This is a genomic window from Mesorhizobium sp. RCAM 06353 (genome assembly GCF_059683585.1).
Genome location: NZ_CM185031.1, coordinates 5,586,534 through 5,605,722, shown reverse-complemented (window position 1 = coordinate 5,605,722; position 19,189 = coordinate 5,586,534). Strand labels below are relative to the sequence as shown.

Below are 19,189 nucleotides of genomic sequence, written 5' to 3'. Positions count from 1 at the left end.
CATGGCCAGCAATGACGGACCGCGCGAGGCAACAGTGCCACGGATCTTCCATTGCCGGCTGATCCCGCCGCGTCCGGACTTCGCCTTCACCATGACGGAGGAGGAAAGGGAACTGATGGGCCGGCATGCCGACTACCTGCGCGGCAAGCTTCGCGAGGGCGTGATGATCATGGCCGGTCCCGTTGCCGACCCGGCCGGCCCTTGGGGTCTGCTGATCCTGCGTGCCGGCAGCGAGGCCGAGGCAAGGGCGGTGACCGATGGCGATCCAGTGGCAAAGTCAGGTCGCGGCTTTCGCTATGAGATCCTGCCGATGATCAGCACGATCATGTAGGCCTATGGGTATAAGCAGGTTGCTGGAAAAGGCGTGAGGTGGGCGCCAGGGCATTCGCCGCCTGGTTTTATGGCTGCACCGGGCGGCGGCTTGAGCACGTGTTTTCAAGCTCACACGGGTAGAATTTGACATCGCCGCAAAATGCCTCTACAAGAACTTCGTCGATATTTGTTTGACTGACTTTTGTTATCCGCGCTTTCGAGCGCGTCTTTGACGAACTTCCCACATCAAAAATCGAGACAAAAATCGTTGTGCATTCGCACCGCGATTAACGAATATTTGCCATGGAAAGGGTTCGTCATGAGCACCGGCACAGTTAAATGGTTCAACGCCACCAAAGGTTTTGGTTTTATTCAGCCTGACGACGGCTCGGCCGACGTTTTCGTCCACATCTCGGCCGTAGAGCGCGCCGGCATGCGCGACATCGTCGAGGGCCAGAAGCTCGGCTACGAGATGGTCCGCGACAACAAGTCGGGCAAGATGTCCGCCGACCAGTTGAAGGCGGCCTGAAGAAAGAATTCAGCTGTCCCGGTGACCACGGATGTACTGGCACCGGTGATTGGCGAATTCTGGCGCGTGGCCACGGAAACCTGAGTTTCCAAGGCACATCATGCGCATGAGAGGAGTGTCTCCTGTGCATCCATCTGGATGCGCGGTTGCTCCCATGGAAGGTCAGGCGGTGCCTGGCCTTTTTCATTTTACGCTTGTTGCCGTCGAAAATGCGCTGCGCATCGGGCCGAACGTGCTAAGGGACGCTCCAGCAATTAGAATCCGCTGCCGTATTGCCCCGCTGCCGTTTGCTTAGTGTGTGGTCCTGACCGAAGACCCGGTCTCGCCCTGACGGCACCAGGCTCCTGACAGGAGAAAGATTTTGACCGCCCATTCGAAGACAGCCGCCGATCCGGCGGTGTCGCTGTTCAGCAAGACGCAAACCCAGTCGATGTCGCTTGGCCGCATCATGTCCGAGCGCGACGCCGTCAGCGAAGCGCGGGAAGCCAAGACCGCACGCTTGCGCGAACTGCGCCTGGAAAAGGAAGCTGACGAGATGGCCGCGGCCGCAGCACTCGCGGCGCTGCCGAAACGAGCCGGAAAACGCTGATGGCCACCAAGCGCGTACCGCCAACGCCGATCGCCGCCGATGCGACCATCGCCGACATGGTCGAAGGTCTCGACAAGCCGGTCGAGTATGTCCGGCGCGTGCTGGAGAAGCTTGAACGCTGCAAGCGCGCCCATGGCGATGCCCAGGTGCGCGTCGGCGTGCGCGGCCGTGCCGAGTGCCCGAACTATCTGATCGAATATGTCCGCGAAGACGCCAAGACTCATGAGCGGGTGACCTATCAGGATGCCGCCTACAGCGGCAGCACGCATCGCGAATTGGCGCCGCATCACATTGAGGCGGTAAAGAACTGGTCGCCCGAGGAAATGAACATCACGGCGGTTTCGGCGCTGATCGGCCGCTTGCGCAATCCGCGCGCACCATCATCGCGTTTCGTCGACGAGGACTGACATGGCCATAAAATTCTCCACCAAGGATCAGCCGGCAGCGCCGGCCCCCGCTGCAAAGCCGGCCAAGCCGGTTGCCGCGAAGGCCGGTGAACCTGCCGACGCCGCGACCGACCTGTTCAAGTCGCCGGCGGACGCACCGAAGGGCAAGACGGCTAAGAAGAAATAGCGCCTTGCCGCAGGACGCCGATCGCAATCCGGCCGTGCCGGGGCTGCTTGCGCTGGTCGCTGCAGCAAACCTTTCGTCGTCGCAACGCGAGACCGCTCCCGCGTTTGACTGCCAGAGCTGCGGCGCCTGCTGTTCCTATTCGGCCGAATGGCCACGCTTCTCCACCGAGGATGAAGCGCAATTGGAGCGGATCCCGGAAAAATATGTGGCGGCCGACCTGTCCGGCATGCGCTGTGACGGCGCGCGCTGCTCGGCGCTGTCGGGCGAAGTCGGCAAATCGACCGCATGCGGCATCTACGAATTGCGCCCGGATGTCTGTCGGGCCTGCATGCCTGGCGACGAGGAGTGCCTTATGGCGCGCCGGGCGCACGGATTTCCGACCTCTTAGCAACGATTGCCGGTGGCTTGTGCGCACCCTCCTTGCTGGCTACGCTGCAACAGGGCAGGGCGTCGGAGGAAATCCATCGTGAGCATCGAATTTCTGTTGACGTCGCTGATCGTCGTGGCCTCGCCCGGCACCGGCGTTCTCTACACGCTAAGCGCCGGACTTTCGCACGGTGCGCGGGCCTCGATCATTGCAGCCTTTGGCTGCACGCTCGGCATCATCCCGCATATGGCTGCCGCCATCACCGGCCTGGCGGCACTGCTGCACACCAGCGCGGTCGCCTTCGAGACGCTGAAATATCTCGGCGTCGCCTATCTGCTCTACATGGCTTGGAACACGCTGAAGGAGAAGGGCGGGCTCAGTGTTGAGGACAATGTCGCGCCGCGCTCGGCCGGCAAGGTGATCGCCACTGGCATCCTCGTCAACGTGCTCAATCCGAAACTGTCGATCTTCTTCTTCGCCTTCCTGCCGCAATTCGTCAGCACCACCGAACCCAATGCGCTGTCGAAGATGCTGGAACTGAGCAGCGTCTTCATGCTTTTGACCTTCGTGGTTTTCGTCGGCTACGGCATCTTCGCCGCTTCAATCCGCAGCCACGTCGCCTCGCGGCCAATGGTGCTGACCTGGATGCGCAGGACATTTGCAGGCGCCTTCGTCATGCTCGGCGCCAAGCTCGCGCTGGCGGACCGGTAGGGACCACCGATCCAGTCCACGCCTGTGCTGAAAATCTACGCGGCATCTGCACGGCTCTTGATCCGGCTCGCCATGTCCCGCGCTCCTAGGCAAAGCAAATGGCAATCGGCCAACGGCGAGGAGTGCCTGTTTTGCTGACGCCTGTGATCCTGTTTCTGTTCGTGCCCTTCTTCGTAGCGGTGGTGATGCCAAACGGCGTGTGTCTCCCCATTTGCGCCGTCGTCATGGTCGCCGCCTTCGGCTTTCTATGGGTCGACAGCTCTGCCGACGGGCCTTTCGCCATCCTGCTGTTGGTGGCAATGGCAATTGGCGCGGCATCGGGCGTCATCGCGCGGGGCATAGGGTTGGGATTGCATTCGTTCGGCGCGAAGATTGCGATCATGCAGTCGCCCGATGCGATTTTTTCCGAAAACAAAAAGGGCGGCATCGCTGCCGCCCTTTCGTATGCATAGCCAGGTTGGCTGGATTAGAAGTCCATGCCGCCCATGCCGCCCATGCCGCCGCCGCCCATGCCGCCAGGCATGCCGCCGCCAGCCGACTCCTTCTTCGGAGCCTCCGCGATCATGGCTTCGGTGGTGACGAGCAGGCCGGCGACCGAAGCCGCGTCCTGGAGAGCCGTACGGACAACCTTGACCGGATCGACGATACCCATGGCGATCATGTCGCCATATTCGCCGGTCTGGGCGTTGTAGCCGAAGGTCGCGCCCTTGTTCTCAAGGATCTTGCCGGCAACGATCGAAGCTTCCGCACCGGCGTTCGAGGCGATCTGACGGGCCGGAGCCTGCAGTGCGCGACGCACGATGTTGATGCCAGCAGCCTGGTCGGCATTGGCGCCGGTGGCCTTGATGTTGGCCGAAGCGCGCAGGAGAGCAACGCCACCGCCTGCAACGATGCCTTCTTCCACGGCCGCGCGGGTCGCGTTGAGGGCGTCATCGACGCGGTCCTTCTTTTCCTTGACTTCGACTTCCGTCGCACCGCCGACGCGGATGACGGCAACGCCGCCCGCCAGCTTGGCGAGACGTTCCTGCAGCTTCTCCTTGTCGTAGTCCGAAGTGGTCTCTTCGATCTGCTGCTTGATCTGGGCAACGCGGCCCTGGATCTCGGCCTTCTTGCCGGCGCCGTCGACGATGGTGGTGTTCTCCTTGGAGATCGACACCTTCTTGGCGCGGCCGAGCATGTTGAGGCCGACGTTCTCGAGCTTGATGCCGAGGTCTTCCGAGATGACCTGGCCACCGGTCAGGATGGCGATGTCTTCCAGCATGGCCTTGCGGCGATCACCGAAGCCCGGAGCCTTGACGGCGGCGATCTTCAGGCCGCCACGCAGCTTGTTGACGACCAGCGTGGCCAGAGCCTCGCCTTCGACGTCTTCCGAGATGATGAGCAGCGGCTTGGAGGTCTGCACGACGGCTTCGAGAACCGGCAGCATGGCCTGGAGGTTGGAGAGCTTCTTCTCGTGGAGCAGGATGTAGACGTCCTCGAGCTCGGCAACCATCTTGTCGGCGTTGGTGACGAAGTAGGGCGAGAGGTAGCCGCGGTCGAACTGCATGCCTTCGACGACTTCGAGTTCGGTCTCGGCGGTCTTGGCTTCCTCAACGGTGATGACGCCTTCGTTGCCGACCTTCTGCATCGCTTCCGCGATCATCTTGCCGACCGACTCGTCGCCATTGGCCGAGATGGTGCCGACCTGGGCAACTTCCTCGGAGGTCTTGATCTTCTTGGCAGCCTTGCCGAGAGCCGCAACGACTTCGGTGACGGCCAGATCGATACCGCGCTTCAGGTCCATCGGGTTCATGCCGGCGGCAACGGCCTTGTGGCCTTCCTGGACGATCGACTGCGCCAGAACGGTCGCGGTCGTGGTGCCGTCGCCGGCGATGTCGTTGGTCTTCGAAGCAACTTCGCGGACCATCTGCGCGCCCATGTTTTCGAACTTGTCCTCAAGCTCGATTTCCTTGGCGACGGTGACGCCGTCCTTGGTGATGCGCGGGGCGCCGAACGACTTGTCGATGACGACGTTGCGGCCCTTGGGGCCGAGCGTGACCTTCACCGCATCGGCGAGGATGTTGACGCCGCGCAGCATGCGCTCGCGGGCATCACGGGAGAATTTTACGTCTTTAGCAGCCATTTTTTAGCTCCTGGCAGGGGCTTGGGGTAAGCCCGAATTCAGTTGACGGTGAGGCCGATAATCAGCCGATGATGCCCATGATGTCGGATTCCTTCATGATCAGAAGGTCTTCGCCATTGAGCTTGACTTCGGTGCCCGACCACTTGCCGAACAGGATGCGGTCGCCAGCCTTGACGTCCAGCGGGACCAGCTTGCCAGCTTCGTCACGAGCGCCGGAGCCGACAGCGATGATCTCGCCTTCCTGCGGCTTTTCCTTTGCCGTATCCGGGATGATGATCCCGCCGGCGGTCTTGGATTCGGATTCGACCCGGCGAACGACCACGCGGTCATGAAGCGGGCGGAACTTCGACTTTGCCATTTTTTCTTCCTCGATGAGAACGGTGAGAAACAGTTCCTCCATCCGGCGAAGCCGGACATGTGGTTAGCACTCACCAATGGCGAGTGCTAACGTGGCGCTGAAATAGGCTGCCGACCTCAGAGAGTCAAGGCGCGCGGGAAGGGGCAATGGTGGGAAATTTTTCTGGTGCTGCCGCGCGATTGCGCAAAATAAGGCTTGCCGCCCGAACGCTGCTCGAATGCTATCCTGTTGATCGGCAGTCAGTGTCCGAGACGCAAGCCGATTTCCCGGGTTTCAAAGTCGAGCATTGGGCGATCCAAGCACCAGAAGCGGGCACCGTTCCGCCAGCGGGTAAGAGCCGCTCGGCACGACGCGCACGTCGCCGAACCAGCTGTTCGCTTCGTCGATCAGCATGGCCAGCGTCGCAAAGCTGTAGCTTATGTCCGAGCCGGCATAAACATCGATCGTGTTGATCGACGTCATGCTCCATCCTGTCCGTGCGGCAAGACCTTCGCGGTCGGGGAACAGGCTGTCGAAGGTGTCGCGGATCGTTCGCACCTTGATTGCGAAATCGCGGTCGTCGCTCGTGCACGCCATTGCGATGCGCCATTTGAGCGCGTGGAAATTCTCGACCCCGCCGGCCAGGATTAGCGCCTCGATGTCGCGCAGGTTCTCCGCCGTTTCCGGCCGTGCAAAAACGCGGATCGCCGCACGCCTGCCGGGCTTCAGCACCCTTGCCGTTTCGGCGAACAAAGCATGGCGGGCGTCTCTGGAATCGACCGCCGACAGGCATCCGTCGCCGATGACGGCGTCGACACTTGCCCGCTCCAGGGGGAGGCTGAGCCAGTTGCCGGCCATCGCCCTTCGCGAGGCGTTGTCGCCGGCCCAAACCCCGGAAATCATGGTTGCCGATTGATCGATGGCCAACATCGACCTGCCCAGGACTGCCAGTTCGGGCGTCACGCCGAGCAGAAGGACATCGGCATCCCTGAGATCGAGTTCGCGATCGAAGATGCCGACAGTCTCCGCCGTCGGCCGCAGCGGGGCGTCCAGCAGCTTCCAGTGCCGATGATAATTATCCCAATGATTTGTCATTCAAACCCGTTGGAGCGCAGGAAAGTCTGGCATCGACTGATTAGAGCCGCTTAATAGAAGCGGGCATTGAAGCCAAGGGGATAGAAGTGGCGCGCGTCGTCGTTATAACGCATGAGCATGACCGCTTCCTGGGCAAGCGCAACCTCCTGTTGCGCAGGGGCAGCCCTTATCTGCTGTTCGATGTCCTGGAGGACCTGAAAAGGCGTGGCCATTCGGTCCGGATCCAGCAAGGCCCGTCAAAGACACAAGACGCCGATATCGCGGTTCTGCATGTCGATGCGACACTGACACCTGCGGACCATGTCGATTATGCCAGGCGGTTTCCGTTCTGCCTCAATGTCGGGGCGTCCGATATCTCCAAAAGGCGGATCAGCGGGGCTCTGATAACGGAAGGCGACGCTTGGCAAGGCCCGGTCATCGTCAAGAGTGACCTCAACAATCTGGGTATTCCGGAGACACTCCTGAACCGGCGATCGAAGCGCGCGGGCAAACCGCCGCCTTTTCCGCATCTGCCGACCCTGCAGCCCTATGAGGTCTATGGATCTCCAAGCGAACTCCCGGAGGGCATCTTCGAGCGCGATGATCTGGTCGTCGAAAAGTTCATTCCGGAAAGAGAGCCCGACGGCTTTGCTGCGCGTTTCTGGGTGTTTTGCGGAGAGCGCGAGCGCTGCACCCGCTACGTCTCTCCAAACGGCCTGGTCAAGGCATCGGAAACGATCCGGCGTGAGCCCGTCCCGGTTCCCGACGAGATGCGCGAGCGGCGGCGTGAACTCGGCTTTGACTACGGGAAATTCGATTTCGTCATGCATGAGGGCAGGGCCATCCTGCTTGATGCCAACAAGACTCCCGGCCGTCCCCAGAACCTCGTGAAAATGTTCGCGGCCGGCGCTGCCGAGCTGGCCGATGGCTTCGAAGGCCTTATCCGCCAGGCGAAATAGACCACAACGGACTGATCGTCATTGCGCCTGTCTAAAGAAACAGCCGCAACTGAGTGTGGATGATCGACCGGTAATCCTCGATGGTCCGGCGGCTTTCCGCGTCACCCTCCGCAAGCGCCAGACGCACCACACCACCGGCGAGCTGGAAGATCAGCAGAACCATGCGTTCGAACTGCTCGTGCTTGCCCGGCTCGAGCAAAGCGATGACATGGTCGCAGAACATCTTGGCCTGATGTCGTGTTTCGGCGATATCGAGATTCTTCAGCGCCTTGTCGGCCTGGATGGCGTTCTGCAGATCCTGGATGGCGGGATCGCCGGCGACGCGGCTGAGGTAGTCGTCAAGCAACCGGTCGGCGGCGGCGATGACGTCCTTTGGCTCGCGGACATCGGCGATAATCGCTGTCAATCGCGCGCGGCTGACCTCCGAAAACCGCTCGTAGAGCATCGCCAGGATCGCCGACTTGTTGGGGAAGTAGTGATAGACGGTGGCGATCGGCCCGCCCGCCAGCATGCCGACCTCCTTCATGGTGACGGCGTCGATGCCCTTCTCGCCGATCAGCCGCATCGTCGTCGACAGGATGGCGTCGATGCGCTCGCGGCTGCGCTCCTGCTTGGGTTTGCGCCTCGGTTCGGTCGCTGTTCGCCTTGCTTCCGTCATGCACCGGTCTTTCGCACGCATTGGCAAATTCTGGTTGACAAGAAATATGATCAAGTATCAGTTTCTGAAATGCTGACAGGTTGTCAGCTTTTTTGCGATCCGGCAAGGGACGTTGGGAGGCGGTTTTGGCATCTGGTGACGCATATACCGGAAGCGGCGATTGGCTGGTCGGCAATCCGACCGGCGGACAGCTTGCCTCGGCCTTGTGGATCGGGTCGGTCGGCCTGCTCATTCTCGGCCTGCAACCCGTCCTGCTCGGCGCCCTCTACACCGAAGGCCGTGTCAGCGGCGATGAGCTGGCGCTGGTCGCCACCGCCGAGATGATTGCCATCGCGATCGGCTCGGCGATCGTCGCAATGCTGCTCTCGGCCCACAACATGCGCTGGAAAAGTGCGATCTTGCTGCTCCTGCTCGCGCTGGCGAATGTCTGGACGGCCTATGTCGCCGGCGCCAACACGTTGATGGCGGCACGCGCCCTGGCCGGTCTTGCCGAAGGCGGCCTGGTCGCAGTCGCCACCGAATTGATTGCCCGTTCGCGGCGTGCCGAACGCATCGGCGGCTTTTTCGTCACCATGCAGACGCTGGCGCAATGTGCGCTAGCACTGCTGCTGGCGCTCTATGTCATCCCGGCCGCCGGATCGGTTGGCGGCTTCCTCATTCTCGCGGTCGTCTGCGTCCTGTCGCTCTTCGTCGCCTTCATTGTCCCCGCTGATTACGCCGATCTGCCGAAGGACGAGAACCTGGCCAATGTGCTGACGGTCCCTTCGATCACCGCACTGTTGTGCGTCTTCTGCTACTTCATGTTCTTCGGCTCGGTCTGGGCCTTTCTTGAGCCCCTTGGCGCCCAATTCGGCATCGATGGTCGTACCGTCGGGTTGATCGTCTCGACCAGCCTCGCGGTGCAGGTCCTGGGTGCGATGACGGCGACCGTGTTCGAAGCGCGTATCGATTATCGCATTGCCATTGTGGTGATCGGTGTGGTGGCGCTTTTGTGTTCGCTGGTTCTCGCCAGCGGACCTGCCCTCACCACATTCTGGATCGCCGCCTTGGTCATGGGCTTTATCCTGCTGTTCATCGTGCCCTACCAGATCCGGCTGGCGATCACCGCGGATGAGACACGCACGGCCGTGCTGCTGGTGCCGGCCGCGCAGCTTTTTGGCCTGGCGATCGGGCCGGTTGCGGCGTCCCTGCTCATCGACGGCAAGGATTTTCGCCCGGTTCCGGAATTCGCCGCCGCCAGTGCCCTGGTCAGCGTGGCGCTGCTTGGCCTGTTTGTCTTCGTGGCGCGGCGTCGCCGGGTTGTTGCGTGAGCGCCATGTCGAACATGTGGAGCAACTGGTCGGGCTTTGTCACAGCCGAACCCCGCCTGATCGCCAGTCCCGCCGATGCCGGAGAACTCGGCGATCTCATTCGCACCGCGCCCGGCCCGATACGCGTCGTCGGCGCCGGTCATTCCTTCACGCCGCTGGTGAAATCCGGGGGCACGATCCTGTCTCTGGACAAGCTGGAAGGGCTGGTCTCGCATGACGCTGAAAAGCATCGGGCGCGCGTGCGGGCGGGGACGCGGCTCGGTTCGCTGATGCATATCCTGCAAGGTATCGGCCAGGGCCTGCCCAACATGGGCGACATTGACCGCCAGGCGATTGGCGGTGCGCTGGGAACCGCTACCCATGGCTCTGGACCGACGCTCGGCGCCTATCACACGCAATTGGAGACGGTGCAGATCGTCGATGGGCTCGGCAAGGTCCGCGACCTCACCAGGGCAGGGGATCGGGACACGATCCACGCCATCGGCGTTGCGCTCGGTGCCTTCGGTGTCTTGAGCGAAGTGACGTTGAACAACATCCCGACCTACCGGCTGCGCCGCCGCAAATGGGTGCTGCCGATCGCCGACATGCTGCACGACTTCGAAACGATGATGACCGCGCACCGCTCGGCCGAATTCTACTACATTCCGTTTTCCGGCTATGCGCAGTTCATCGCCAGCGACTTCAGCACCGAGGCGACCACCCCGCGCCCGACCGAGGATGATGAGGGCTCCTTGCGCACACTACGCCGGTTGCGCACCGGGCTTGCCTGGCTGCCGTCGCTGCGTCGGCGGCTGATCCTCGGCGCGGTCGCGAAAGTGCCAGCCGAGGACTATGTGCAGGACTGGCTCAACGTCTATGCCAGCGACCGGCAGACCAAATTCAACGAGATGGAATATCACCTTCCGTTCGAGGAAGGGCCGAAGGCGCTGGCCGAGATCATCGAGCTGACCGAAAAGCGCTTTCCCGAAGTCTATTTCCCGATGGAGGTGCGCAGCGTCGCGGCCGATCAGTTCTGGCTCTCGCCCTTCTACAACAGGCCGACCTGCTCGATCGCCATCCACCATGATGCCGCGAGTGATCCGCTTCCGTTCATGCAGGCGGCCGAGCCGATCTTCCGCAGATATGGCGGCAGGCCGCATTGGGGCAAGATGCACAGCCTGAAGGCGGCGGACTTCAAGAACCTATACCCGCGCTGGGACGATGCCATGGCCGTGCGCCGCGACATCGATCCGCAAAACCGCTTTGTATCGCCCTATATGGCCGGCCTGTTCGGCATCGAGCCCAGCCCCTTTGGCATCGAACGATGAGCGCTTATTTCGCCTCGCTTTCTGATGCATTGAAGCAAGCCGGCATCTTCCAGCCCTGCCTGCTGCTCGATCGTGACCGGCTGGACGCCAACGTCGCTCTGGTCAAAGTGAGACTTGACCCAAGCCTTGTCGTGCGGCTGGTCGACAAGTCGCTCGCTTGCCTGCCGCTGCTTTCGCATATCGGCAAGGCGCTCGGAACCGATCGCTTCATGACCTTCCATCCGCCGATCAGCGCGGCGGTCCTGGAGGCGTTTCCGGATGCGGATCTACTCTACGGCAAACCGATGCCGGTCAGCGCGGCAAGGGCGGTGCTTTCCAGAGGCGATGTGGCATGGTCGCGGGTTTGCTGGCTGATCGATACGCAGGAGAGGCTGGCGGAATATGGCGCGCTGGCAGCCGAGCTCGGCATCGAACTGCGCATCGCCTTCGAGATCGACGTCGGGCTGCACCGCGGTGGGTTTGCCAGCCCCGCGGCCTTGTCTAAGGCATTGAGTGCGCTGCCGGCGCGCAAAGGGCTGCGCTGCGAAGGCGTCATGGCCTATGAGGCGCATGCGCCGCATATTCCTGGCCTGTTCGGCGGCCCGGCCAAGGCGTTGGCGCAAGCCTCGGAACGGGCCGCCGCTTTCGTTGCTCGTCTCGGCGCTGACCAGCGGAGCATTCTCAACATTGGCGGCAGCAAGACCGCGCTGCTCCATTCCGGCGGCGCTGCCAATGAAGTGTCGATGGGTTCGGCCTTCGTGCTGCCCAGCGATTTCGACACGCCTGGCCTCGAAGGTTTCCAGCCGGCGGCCTTCATCGCGACGCCGATCCTGAAGGTGGTCGAACCGATGCTGCCTGGTCCGCCGGCCGTCTCCCGTCTGCTGCAGGCGCTCGGCCGGTTTCCGCGCAAGGGCTGCTATCTCTATGGCGGCAAATGGATGGCCCAGCCGGTCTTTCCTGAAGGCATGAAGACGAACGGCCTGCTCGGCCTGTCTTCCAACCAGCAATTCATGGGCTTGCCCGCCGATACCGTCGCCAGGCCTGGCGACTACGCGTTCCTGCGACCGACGCAGAGCGAAGCCGTGCTGCAGCAATTCGGGCCGATCGCGGTGTTTTCCGGTGGCAGGATCGTCGATCGCTGGTCGGTGTTGCCGATGATGTGACTATATAGTTGACTGAGTCAAGTAAATGGTTGATCCTGTGCGGACAGGAGATGCCCATGACGATCCACCATCAGCCCAACAACGACGCGCCCAACAAGCAGCTGATCGATGCGGTCAGGGCGTTCAACCGCTTCTACACCCGCCAGATCGGGCTGCTTGACGAGGGGCTGCTGAAAAGTGCCTTCTCGCTGACCGAGGCACGCGTGCTCTACGAGCTGGCGCACCGCGACGGTCTGACCGCCACCGACCTTGGACGCGATCTCGGCCTCGACGCCGGCTATGTCAGTCGTCTGCTGAAGAAGTTCGAACGCCTTCACCTGATCTCGAGGTCGACACTGGTTTCGGACGCCAGGCAATCGTCGATTGCGCTGACGTCGGGGGGCAGGAATGCCTTCGCGCCGCTGAACAAGGATTCGCACGACCAGGTCGCGACGCTGCTCGATCGGCTGCCGGCGTCGGAGCAGGACCGACTGGTGAAATCCATGCGCACGGTCCAGGCATTGCTTGGCGAAAGCGCCGAGCCAAGAATCCCCTATCTGTTGCGGCCGCTGCAGGTCGGTGACATCGGCTGGATCATCCGCCGGCAAGGGATGCTTTACGCGCAGGACTATGGCTGGGACGAAACCTATGAGGCGCTGGTCGCCGAACTCCTGGCGGCCTTCGTCAAATCCTTCGATCCGAAATGGGAGCGCAGCTGGATCGCCGAGCGCGATGGCGAGGTCGTCGGCTCCGTCTTCGTCGTGCGCAAATCGCCCGAGGTGGCGAAGCTGCGCCTGCTCTATGTCGAACCGTCGGCGCGCGGCCTCGGCATCGGCAAGCGGCTGGTCGAAGAGTGCATCGGCTTTGCCCGCGCCAGGGGTTACAAGACGCTGACCTTATGGACCAACGACATCCTGGCCGCCGCCCGGCACATCTACCAGGCCGCCGGTTTCAAACTGATCGAGGAAGAGCCCCACCATTCCTTCGGCAAGGATCTGGTTGGCCAGAACTGGGATCTCGATTTGTGATCTTCCGCTAGGCTTTTACCGGTATCCAGATCTCCAGCCCGCCATTGCCGCTGCGCGGATCGAACTCCGGGCCATAGCGTTCGAATTCCGGCGCGTCCGATATTTCGTGCCCGGAGGCCGGCAGCCATTTGTTCCAGATCGTGTTGACGGTGCGGCGGATGGTCGAGATGTGCTCGCGATGTGAAAACACCACATATTTCTGAGCGGGTATGCGCACGCGGCTGAATTCCCTGGGAAGGTCGGAAAAGTCCGATACTTCGACACCGGCGATGTAGTCGAAATTGCCGGCATCGTCGCCGTTGACGCAGACGCCATAGGCAACGTCGCCGGTCTCGCCCGGAATGTTGCCGATATAGGGGCCGAAGCGCTGCCACTGCATTGGAATCGCGGCGCTGGTTTCGCAGCTGTAGCGTTCGCCGAGCCCGGCGATCAGGAACGGCCGGCTGGTCTCGAAGCGCGGTGGTTCGAGGTTGGCGAGAAGGGACTGGTCCATCAGGATCGGCTCCACGAGGTCGAGGGTCTTGGTCGAGCCTTGCGCGCGCACCAGTTCCGGCGTTATGCCGAACTGGTCGCGGAAGGCGCGGGTGAAAGCCTCATGCGAGTTGTAGCCGGCGTCGAGCGCCACCGAGAGGATGTCGGGCGCCCCGCCTGCCAGCTTGCGCGCCGCCTCGGTCAGCCGACGCGCGCGCACATAACCCATGACAGAGCGGCCGGTGGCGGCGCCGAAGGCGCGCGTCACATGAAAGCGCGACACGCCGCTGCTTTGCGCGACGTCTTCGAGTGTAACAGCCTCCGGTAGATGGCTCTCGACGAACCACAGCGCTTTCTCGGTCGGGTTCATGGCTCCTTCTCGCATCGGCCGGATCATACTGCCGCCTTTCCACGCGGCCAGTTTGATCGAAATTGTGCAGCACGCAAATTTGGTTGGGAAACTCATCGAAGCGATTGCGCAAACGTTTCGATGACATTATGATCTCCCAAAATCCGCCGAGATCAACGAGAGCGGACTGGGAAACGCATCATCAGGGAGGAGCGCTTGCCAGCACTCCGTTTGGGTTACCATGCCGACAATGGCTGAGGTCGCGCGCCGCGCCGGCGTGTCGGTTTCGACCGTCTCGCATGTCATCAACCGCACCCGCTTCGTCTCGCCGGAGAAGGCGCGGCTCATCAATGACGCGATCGCCGCGATGGGCTATCAGCCCAACGAGCTGGCGCGGTCGCTGAAAGTCGCTTCGACCAACAGCGTCGGCTTGGCGATCTCGGCGATTTCCAATCCATATTTTACCGACATCATCTGCGCGGTGGAGGCCGAATGCGCCCGCCTCGGCCTCATGGTGTTCCTGTCCGACACGCAGGAAGACCCTGACCGCGAGCTTTCGGTGGTGCGTGCCTTCCACCAGCGGCGGGTCGACGGCGTTATCCTGGCGCCATCTGGCGCGCCGCAGCGGGCCATCGAATATCTCGCCGAAAAGAAGCTGCCTTGCGTGCTCATCGACCGCTTCGCCGACGAGCGCTTCGACCAGATCGGTGTCGAGAACCAGTCGTCGATGCGCGCGCTGATCGATCATGTCGCCTCCTACGGCCACAAGCGCATCGGCTACATCGCTGGCCAGCCGGGGCTGGCGACAACCCGCGAACGCATCGAGGCCTTTCGCGTCTCGCTCGCCGCCAATGGACTTGAGTGCCTGCCGCACTATGTCTCGCCGGATAATGTCGACACGGCGAGTGCGACGGCATCGACCCATGCGATCCTGTCCCTGCCGTCGCCGCCCACCGCATTGGTCACGGGCAACAACATGACGACGATCGGGGCGGTGCGGGCGATTCGAGAACGGGGCCTCTCAATACCGGGAGATCTCTCGCTCGCCGGCTTCGACGACTTCGAATGGGCCGATTGCTTCGAGCCGCGGCTGACGTTGGTCGCGCAACCCTGCACCGAGATCGGACGGCAGGCGGCAGCCTTGCTGTGCGCCCGCATTGCATCTACCGGCCTGGAGCCACAGTCGGTGCGGCTACAGGCGGCGCTGCAGGTCCGAGAGTCCTGCGCGAGGCCGGACTCGATGAGGTCAGCCCCCATGGGGTCAGCATGAGCGCGCCGCTGCTTTCCGTTACCGGTGCTGTCAAACGCTTCGGCGGCGTCCAGGCGCTGCGCGGCGTCGACTTCGACTTGAAGGCCGGCGAGATCCACGCGCTGCTCGGCGAGAACGGCGCCGGCAAATCCACGCTGATGAACCTGTTGTCGGGCGTCTACACGGCCGATGAAGGCACCATCCACATCGACGGCAAGCCGGTCACCTTCAACAACCCGCGCGAGGCGCAAGCGGCCGGCATCGCCACCATATTCCAGGAACTCGACCTAGTGCCGACGCTCGACGTCGCCGCCAATTTGTTCCTCGGCCGCGAACTGATGCGGTCTGGCGGCTTCCTTGATGTGTCGACGATGCGCAGCGAGGCCCGCAAGCGGCTCGAGGCCATCGAGATGGCCATCGATCCGGCCAGCATGGTGGCGAACCTGTCGATCGGCCAGCGCCAGGTCGTGGCGATCGTCAAGGCGCTGTCCTACGCGTCGCGTGTGCTGATCATGGACGAGCCGACGGCGGCACTGACGGTAGGCGAGGTCGACAGGCTGTTCGACATCATGCGTAAGCTCGCCGCCAGCGGCGTCGGCATCGTCTACATCTCGCATCGCCTCGAAGAAGTGCCGCAGATCGCCGACCGGGTGACGGTTATGCGCGACGGTCGTGTCGCCGGCGTCACCGAGCCGCGTGCGCCGCAGGCCGAGCTGGTCCGGCTTCTGGTCGGGCGGCCGCTGGACGAGCTTTATCCCGAACGGTCAAGGGCGGCCGGCAAGACGTTACTCAGCTTGCGCGATGCGCGCTTCAGGCTCGCCCACGAAAGCGCCGGATGGCAGCCGCCGGCCGGCATCTCGCTCGACGTCAAGGCCGGCGAGATCGTCGGACTGGCCGGCATCATGGGGGCAGGGCGTACCGAGCTGCTGAGTGCGCTCTATGGCACCGGTCTGTCCGGCCGTTGGGAAGGCGAGGTCGCCATCGACGGCCGGCCCGTAAGGCTGGATTCGATCGCGGCGGCCCGCGCGGCCGGCATTGCCTTCGTCACCGACGACCGGCGTGGCAGCGGTCTGATGCTCAGAATGGCTGTGGGCCTCAACCTGGTCATGTCGGTGATCCGCCGCATCTCGCCGTTCGGCCTGATGTCTCAGCGCCGCCAGGCGGAGGCGGTGAAGCAGTCCTTCGGCCAGTTCGACATCAGGCCGAAGAATCCCGACATCGCTGTCGGCGCGCTGTCCGGCGGCAACCAGCAGAAAGTGGTGCTGGCCAAGGAGATCCTCGGCAATCCAAGGCTGCTGCTGCTCGATGAGCCGACGCGCGGCGTCGATGTCGGCGCCAAGGGCGAGATTTACGCGCGGCTCAGGCAGTTGGCGGCGCAAGGGCTCGGCATCCTGGTCGCGTCTAGCGAGATGCCGGAACTGATCGGTCTCTGCGACCGCATCGTGGTGCTGCGCCAGGGGCGCAATGTGGCGGAATTCATCGGCGGCGTCGACGAGCACACGGTGCTTGCCGCGGCAAATGGCAGGGAGGCCTGATGTCTGAACAGAAGATTTCGGAAGCAGGCGGCCCGGTGGCTGCGGCACCGGCGCATCGCGATCCGCTGGCGCTGATCGTGCGCTTCCAAAGCCTGATCGGCTTGGTACTGGTGGCGATCGGCGGTGTCATCTTCTCGCCGCGCCGTCACGGAGCGATCCTGTTCCTCGACCCCGACAACATCGCCAACATCGTGCGCGCGGTGTCGGAGACCGGCATCATCGCCATCGGCATGACCTTCGTCATTATCACGGCCGGCATCGACCTTTCGGTTGGCGCGGTGCTTGGGCTGTCCAGTGTCGTCACCGCATCGATGATGATCTCTGGCGGCTTCGGGCTGGTCCCCACCATCCTCGCCGTGCTCATCATGGGCATCGTCTTCGGTGCGATCCAGGGCACCATCTCCACCCGGTTCCGACTGGAGCCGTTCATCGTCACGCTCGCCGGCTTGCAGGCGGCACGCGGCCTGGCGCTTGTCGTGTCGGGCAATCAGTACATCAACATTTCCTATGGCGACGGGCCGGGCCTGGCACCGCCGGTTTTTGCGATCCTCGGCGAGCGGCTGTTCAACAACACCGTGCCAGTCGCCACCATCGTCTTCATCGTCTTTGCCGCGATCGCAACCATCGTGCTCAACACCACGCGCTTCGGCCGCTATGTCTTCGCCGTCGGCGGCAATGAGCGCGCGGCGCGCATTTCCGGCGTGCCCGTCTCCATGGTCAAGATCTCGGTCTATGCGATCACCGGCTTTGCCGCCGCTCTTGCCGGTATCGTTCATGCCGGCCAGTTCAATTTCGGCAGCGCCAATGACGGCATGGGCTATGAGCTCACGGCGATCGCCGCCGTGGTCATCGGCGGCACCAGCCTGTTCGGCGGCGCCGGCTCGATGGTCGGCACCGTGGCCGGCACCATCATGCTCGGCGCGCTGGCCAACATCCTTCAGCTCAACAACATCACACCCGCCATTCAACTGCTCGCGACCGCCGCGATCATCGTGCTGGCGGCAGTCATTCAATCCCTCGTTCGCCGCCGCGAGGGTTTGGGTCGTTAGGAGGAAGGCGGCAGCAAGTGGAAGTCAGTCAACCAAGGTCTGGCCCCCCGGCCCGACGAGGAGGAGAGTGAATATGAAAACCATAAGACAAAGCCGCACCCTCAAGGCCGTGCTCCTGGCAGGTGCCGGCCTGTGCATCGCGGGAGCCGCCCAGGCTGCCGAACCGTTGGTCAAGGCCTGCGCCAAAGACGGCCAGTTCATCATCGGCTTTTCACAGGCGAACAATGCCGAGCCCTACCGCCAGCATGTCAATGACGAGCTGACGGCGGCCGCCAAGGAAGTGCCGGGCTTCACGTTGCAGATCGCCGACGGCGCTGGCAACGTCAACACGCAGACCTCGCAGGTCGACAACTTCATCACCCAGAAAGTCGATCTCTTGCTGATCTCGCCCTTCGAGGCGGCACCGCTGACACCGGCGGTGAAGCGCGCCATGGATGCCGGCATCCCGGTCATCGAACTCGACCGCAAGACGGTCGGCGATCCCGGCAAGGACTACACCGCCTTCATCGGCGGCGACAATTACAAGATCGCGCTCGAAGCGGGCAAATACACCGCCAAGACCTTGCTGCCGGAGGGCGGCGAAGCAGCGGTGCTCGAAGGATTGCCAAGCTCCACACCGGCCGTCGAGCGGCTGAATGGCTTCAAGGACGGCGTCAAGGAGAATGCCAAGATCCAGGTCGTCGCCGAGCAGGCCGCCGACTGGGTGCCGGATAAAGCCCAGACCGCTTTCTCGGCCATGTTGCAGGCGCATCCCGACATCAAGGTGCTCTACGCCTCGAACGACATGATGGCGGCCGGCGCGCTGCTTGCCGCCAAGGGCGCCGGCAAGGACGTTAAGATCATCGGTACTGATGGCTTGCCAGGCCCGGCAGGCGGCATCGAAGCCGTCGCCAAGGGTGACTGGGCGGCGACCTTCACCTACCCGACAGGTGCGAAGGAAGCGATCGAGATGTCGAAGAAAATCTTGCTTGATTGCGCCACTTCGGTGGATACGACGGTCACTGTCGAGACGACAGCGATCACGCCAGAGAACGCCAAGCAGCTGTCAGGTAAGTAAGCACGTCTGCCTGCAGACTATCCGATCCGGGGCGGAGTTCACGTGAACTCCGCCCCGTCTGCGTCCGCAACCTTCAGCGATAGTTCGAAGGGTTGTGGCAAGGGATTGACATCAACAGAGGGAATCTCTTAAATCGTTCTGTTATTACATTACAGATAGAGATATAGCAAGCCGCTATCTGATGAGGCCGCAGGATGCCGGTGCCGCGATGGTGACAGGACCAGTCGAAAAGAATCGTTGCGATGCGCTCGGGGCAAAACTACGATGGCCCGGTGATGGTCCCCGCGCCGAAAGGCAAGGGGTGAAAAGGGAACACGGTGAGACCCTCAAGGTCGAGACCGTGGCTGCCCCCGCAACTGTAAGCGGTGAGCAAGATCCGACATGCCACTGGCCGGCAAGGCTGGGAAGGCAGGATTGAGCCGAGACCCGCGAGCCAGGAGACCTGCCATCACTGAGTTGACCGGACGGGGTGTGCCGGGAGG

General features: G+C 62.7%; 22 protein-coding genes and 1 riboswitch. Of the genes, 17 read left to right on the top strand and 5 right to left on the bottom strand.

Annotated elements, in window-relative coordinates; genetic code table 11:
* Position 1: 1 nt before the first annotated feature.
* The 8 genes from AC56QX_RS27250 (at position 2) to AC56QX_RS27215 (ending at position 3,533) form a co-directional block, all read left to right on the top strand.
* Positions 2–331, top strand: a complete 330-nt coding sequence (locus AC56QX_RS27250) for a YciI family protein (RefSeq protein WP_497111570.1) — start codon at positions 2–4, stop codon at positions 329–331.
* 300 nt (positions 332–631) lie between these two features.
* On the top strand, positions 632–841 hold the full coding sequence (locus AC56QX_RS27245) for a cold-shock protein (RefSeq protein ID WP_010915421.1): 210 nt from the start codon (positions 632–634) through the stop codon (positions 839–841).
* Positions 842–1,202: 361 nt separating this feature from the next.
* Positions 1,203–1,430, top strand: a complete 228-nt coding sequence (locus AC56QX_RS27240; protein WP_172230154.1) for a hypothetical protein — start codon at positions 1,203–1,205, stop codon at positions 1,428–1,430.
* Entirely contained in the window at positions 1,430–1,837 is a 408-nt protein-coding gene (locus AC56QX_RS27235) for a hypothetical protein (RefSeq protein WP_172230151.1), read from the top strand. Before AC56QX_RS27240 ends, AC56QX_RS27235 begins: the two co-directional genes overlap by 1 nt.
* Before the next feature lies 1 nt (position 1,838).
* Entirely contained in the window at positions 1,839–2,003 is a 165-nt protein-coding gene (locus AC56QX_RS27230) for a hypothetical protein (protein ID WP_497111569.1), read from the top strand.
* A gap of 4 nt (positions 2,004–2,007) precedes the next feature.
* Entirely contained in the window at positions 2,008–2,391 is a 384-nt protein-coding gene (locus AC56QX_RS27225) for a YkgJ family cysteine cluster protein (protein ID WP_497111568.1), read from the top strand.
* Positions 2,392–2,469: 78 nt separating this feature from the next.
* Positions 2,470–3,081 (top strand): LysE family translocator, encoded by a 612-nt coding sequence (locus AC56QX_RS27220; protein WP_497111567.1) that lies wholly within the window; start codon positions 2,470–2,472, stop codon positions 3,079–3,081.
* Between the two features lie 98 nt (positions 3,082–3,179).
* On the top strand, positions 3,180–3,533 hold the full coding sequence (locus AC56QX_RS27215; protein ID WP_497111566.1) for a hypothetical protein: 354 nt from the start codon (positions 3,180–3,182) through the stop codon (positions 3,531–3,533).
* Between the two features lie 14 nt (positions 3,534–3,547).
* On the opposite strand, the gene groL is transcribed toward AC56QX_RS27215, so the two are convergent.
* The 3 genes from groL to AC56QX_RS27200 form a co-directional block, all read right to left on the bottom strand.
* Positions 3,548–5,203, bottom strand: coding sequence for a chaperonin GroEL (groL, locus tag AC56QX_RS27210; RefSeq protein WP_091577362.1), 1,656 nt, complete (start codon positions 5,201–5,203; stop codon positions 3,548–3,550).
* A 61-nt stretch (positions 5,204–5,264) separates the two neighbouring features.
* Positions 5,265–5,561 (bottom strand): co-chaperone GroES, encoded by a 297-nt coding sequence (gene groES, locus AC56QX_RS27205; protein ID WP_006203049.1) that lies wholly within the window; start codon positions 5,559–5,561, stop codon positions 5,265–5,267.
* A gap of 273 nt (positions 5,562–5,834) precedes the next feature.
* Positions 5,835–6,635, bottom strand: a complete 801-nt coding sequence (locus AC56QX_RS27200) for a class I SAM-dependent methyltransferase (RefSeq protein ID WP_497111565.1) — start codon at positions 6,633–6,635, stop codon at positions 5,835–5,837.
* An 86-nt stretch (positions 6,636–6,721) separates the two neighbouring features.
* Between AC56QX_RS27200 and AC56QX_RS27195 the strand changes: the two genes are divergently transcribed.
* A complete protein-coding gene (locus AC56QX_RS27195; protein ID WP_497111564.1) occupies positions 6,722–7,573 on the top strand; it encodes a hypothetical protein in 852 nt (283 codons plus the stop codon).
* A gap of 31 nt (positions 7,574–7,604) precedes the next feature.
* Here AC56QX_RS27195 and AC56QX_RS27190 read toward each other — a convergent pair whose 3' ends face one another.
* Positions 7,605–8,231 (bottom strand): TetR/AcrR family transcriptional regulator, encoded by a 627-nt coding sequence (locus AC56QX_RS27190; RefSeq protein ID WP_497111563.1) that lies wholly within the window; start codon positions 8,229–8,231, stop codon positions 7,605–7,607.
* Between the two features lie 125 nt (positions 8,232–8,356).
* Here AC56QX_RS27190 and AC56QX_RS27185 point away from each other — a divergent pair, with 125 nt between their 5' ends.
* Genes AC56QX_RS27185 through AC56QX_RS27170 form a run of 4 tightly spaced genes read left to right on the top strand, consistent with a single transcriptional unit; the run spans position 8,357 to position 12,997 of the window.
* Entirely contained in the window at positions 8,357–9,541 is a 1,185-nt protein-coding gene (locus AC56QX_RS27185; RefSeq protein ID WP_497111562.1) for an MFS transporter, read from the top strand.
* Between the two features lie 5 nt (positions 9,542–9,546).
* Complete coding sequence (locus AC56QX_RS27180) at positions 9,547–10,848, top strand: D-arabinono-1,4-lactone oxidase (protein ID WP_497117918.1); 1,302 nt, start codon at positions 9,547–9,549, stop codon at positions 10,846–10,848.
* Complete coding sequence (locus tag AC56QX_RS27175; protein WP_497111561.1) at positions 10,845–11,990, top strand: DSD1 family PLP-dependent enzyme; 1,146 nt, start codon at positions 10,845–10,847, stop codon at positions 11,988–11,990. The genes AC56QX_RS27180 and AC56QX_RS27175 overlap by 4 nt, the downstream gene beginning before the upstream one ends.
* 56 nt (positions 11,991–12,046) lie before the next feature.
* Entirely contained in the window at positions 12,047–12,997 is a 951-nt protein-coding gene (locus AC56QX_RS27170) for a bifunctional helix-turn-helix transcriptional regulator/GNAT family N-acetyltransferase (RefSeq protein ID WP_497111560.1), read from the top strand.
* Between the two features lie 7 nt (positions 12,998–13,004).
* On the opposite strand, the gene AC56QX_RS27165 is transcribed toward AC56QX_RS27170, so the two are convergent.
* Entirely contained in the window at positions 13,005–13,838 is an 834-nt protein-coding gene (locus AC56QX_RS27165) for an AraC family transcriptional regulator (RefSeq protein ID WP_497111559.1), read from the bottom strand.
* Between the two features lie 220 nt (positions 13,839–14,058).
* Here AC56QX_RS27165 and AC56QX_RS27160 point away from each other — a divergent pair, with 220 nt between their 5' ends.
* The 4 genes from AC56QX_RS27160 (at position 14,059) to AC56QX_RS27145 (ending at position 18,707) form a co-directional block, all read left to right on the top strand.
* The gene (locus tag AC56QX_RS27160) at positions 14,059–15,087 is read left to right on the top strand and encodes a LacI family DNA-binding transcriptional regulator (RefSeq protein ID WP_497111558.1); all 1,029 of its coding nucleotides are present in this window, start codon (positions 14,059–14,061) and stop codon (positions 15,085–15,087) included.
* Complete coding sequence (locus AC56QX_RS27155) at positions 15,084–16,601, top strand: sugar ABC transporter ATP-binding protein (RefSeq protein WP_497111557.1); 1,518 nt, start codon at positions 15,084–15,086, stop codon at positions 16,599–16,601. The genes AC56QX_RS27160 and AC56QX_RS27155 overlap by 4 nt, the downstream gene beginning before the upstream one ends.
* The gene (locus AC56QX_RS27150; RefSeq protein WP_497111556.1) at positions 16,601–17,650 is read left to right on the top strand and encodes an ABC transporter permease; all 1,050 of its coding nucleotides are present in this window, start codon (positions 16,601–16,603) and stop codon (positions 17,648–17,650) included. The genes AC56QX_RS27155 and AC56QX_RS27150 overlap by 1 nt, the downstream gene beginning before the upstream one ends.
* A 73-nt stretch (positions 17,651–17,723) precedes the next feature.
* Positions 17,724–18,707, top strand: coding sequence for a substrate-binding domain-containing protein (locus AC56QX_RS27145; RefSeq protein ID WP_497111555.1), 984 nt, complete (start codon positions 17,724–17,726; stop codon positions 18,705–18,707).
* A 259-nt stretch (positions 18,708–18,966) separates the two neighbouring features.
* A riboswitch (cobalamin riboswitch) is annotated at positions 18,967–19,171 on the top strand.
* Positions 19,172–19,189 lie beyond the last annotated feature (18 nt).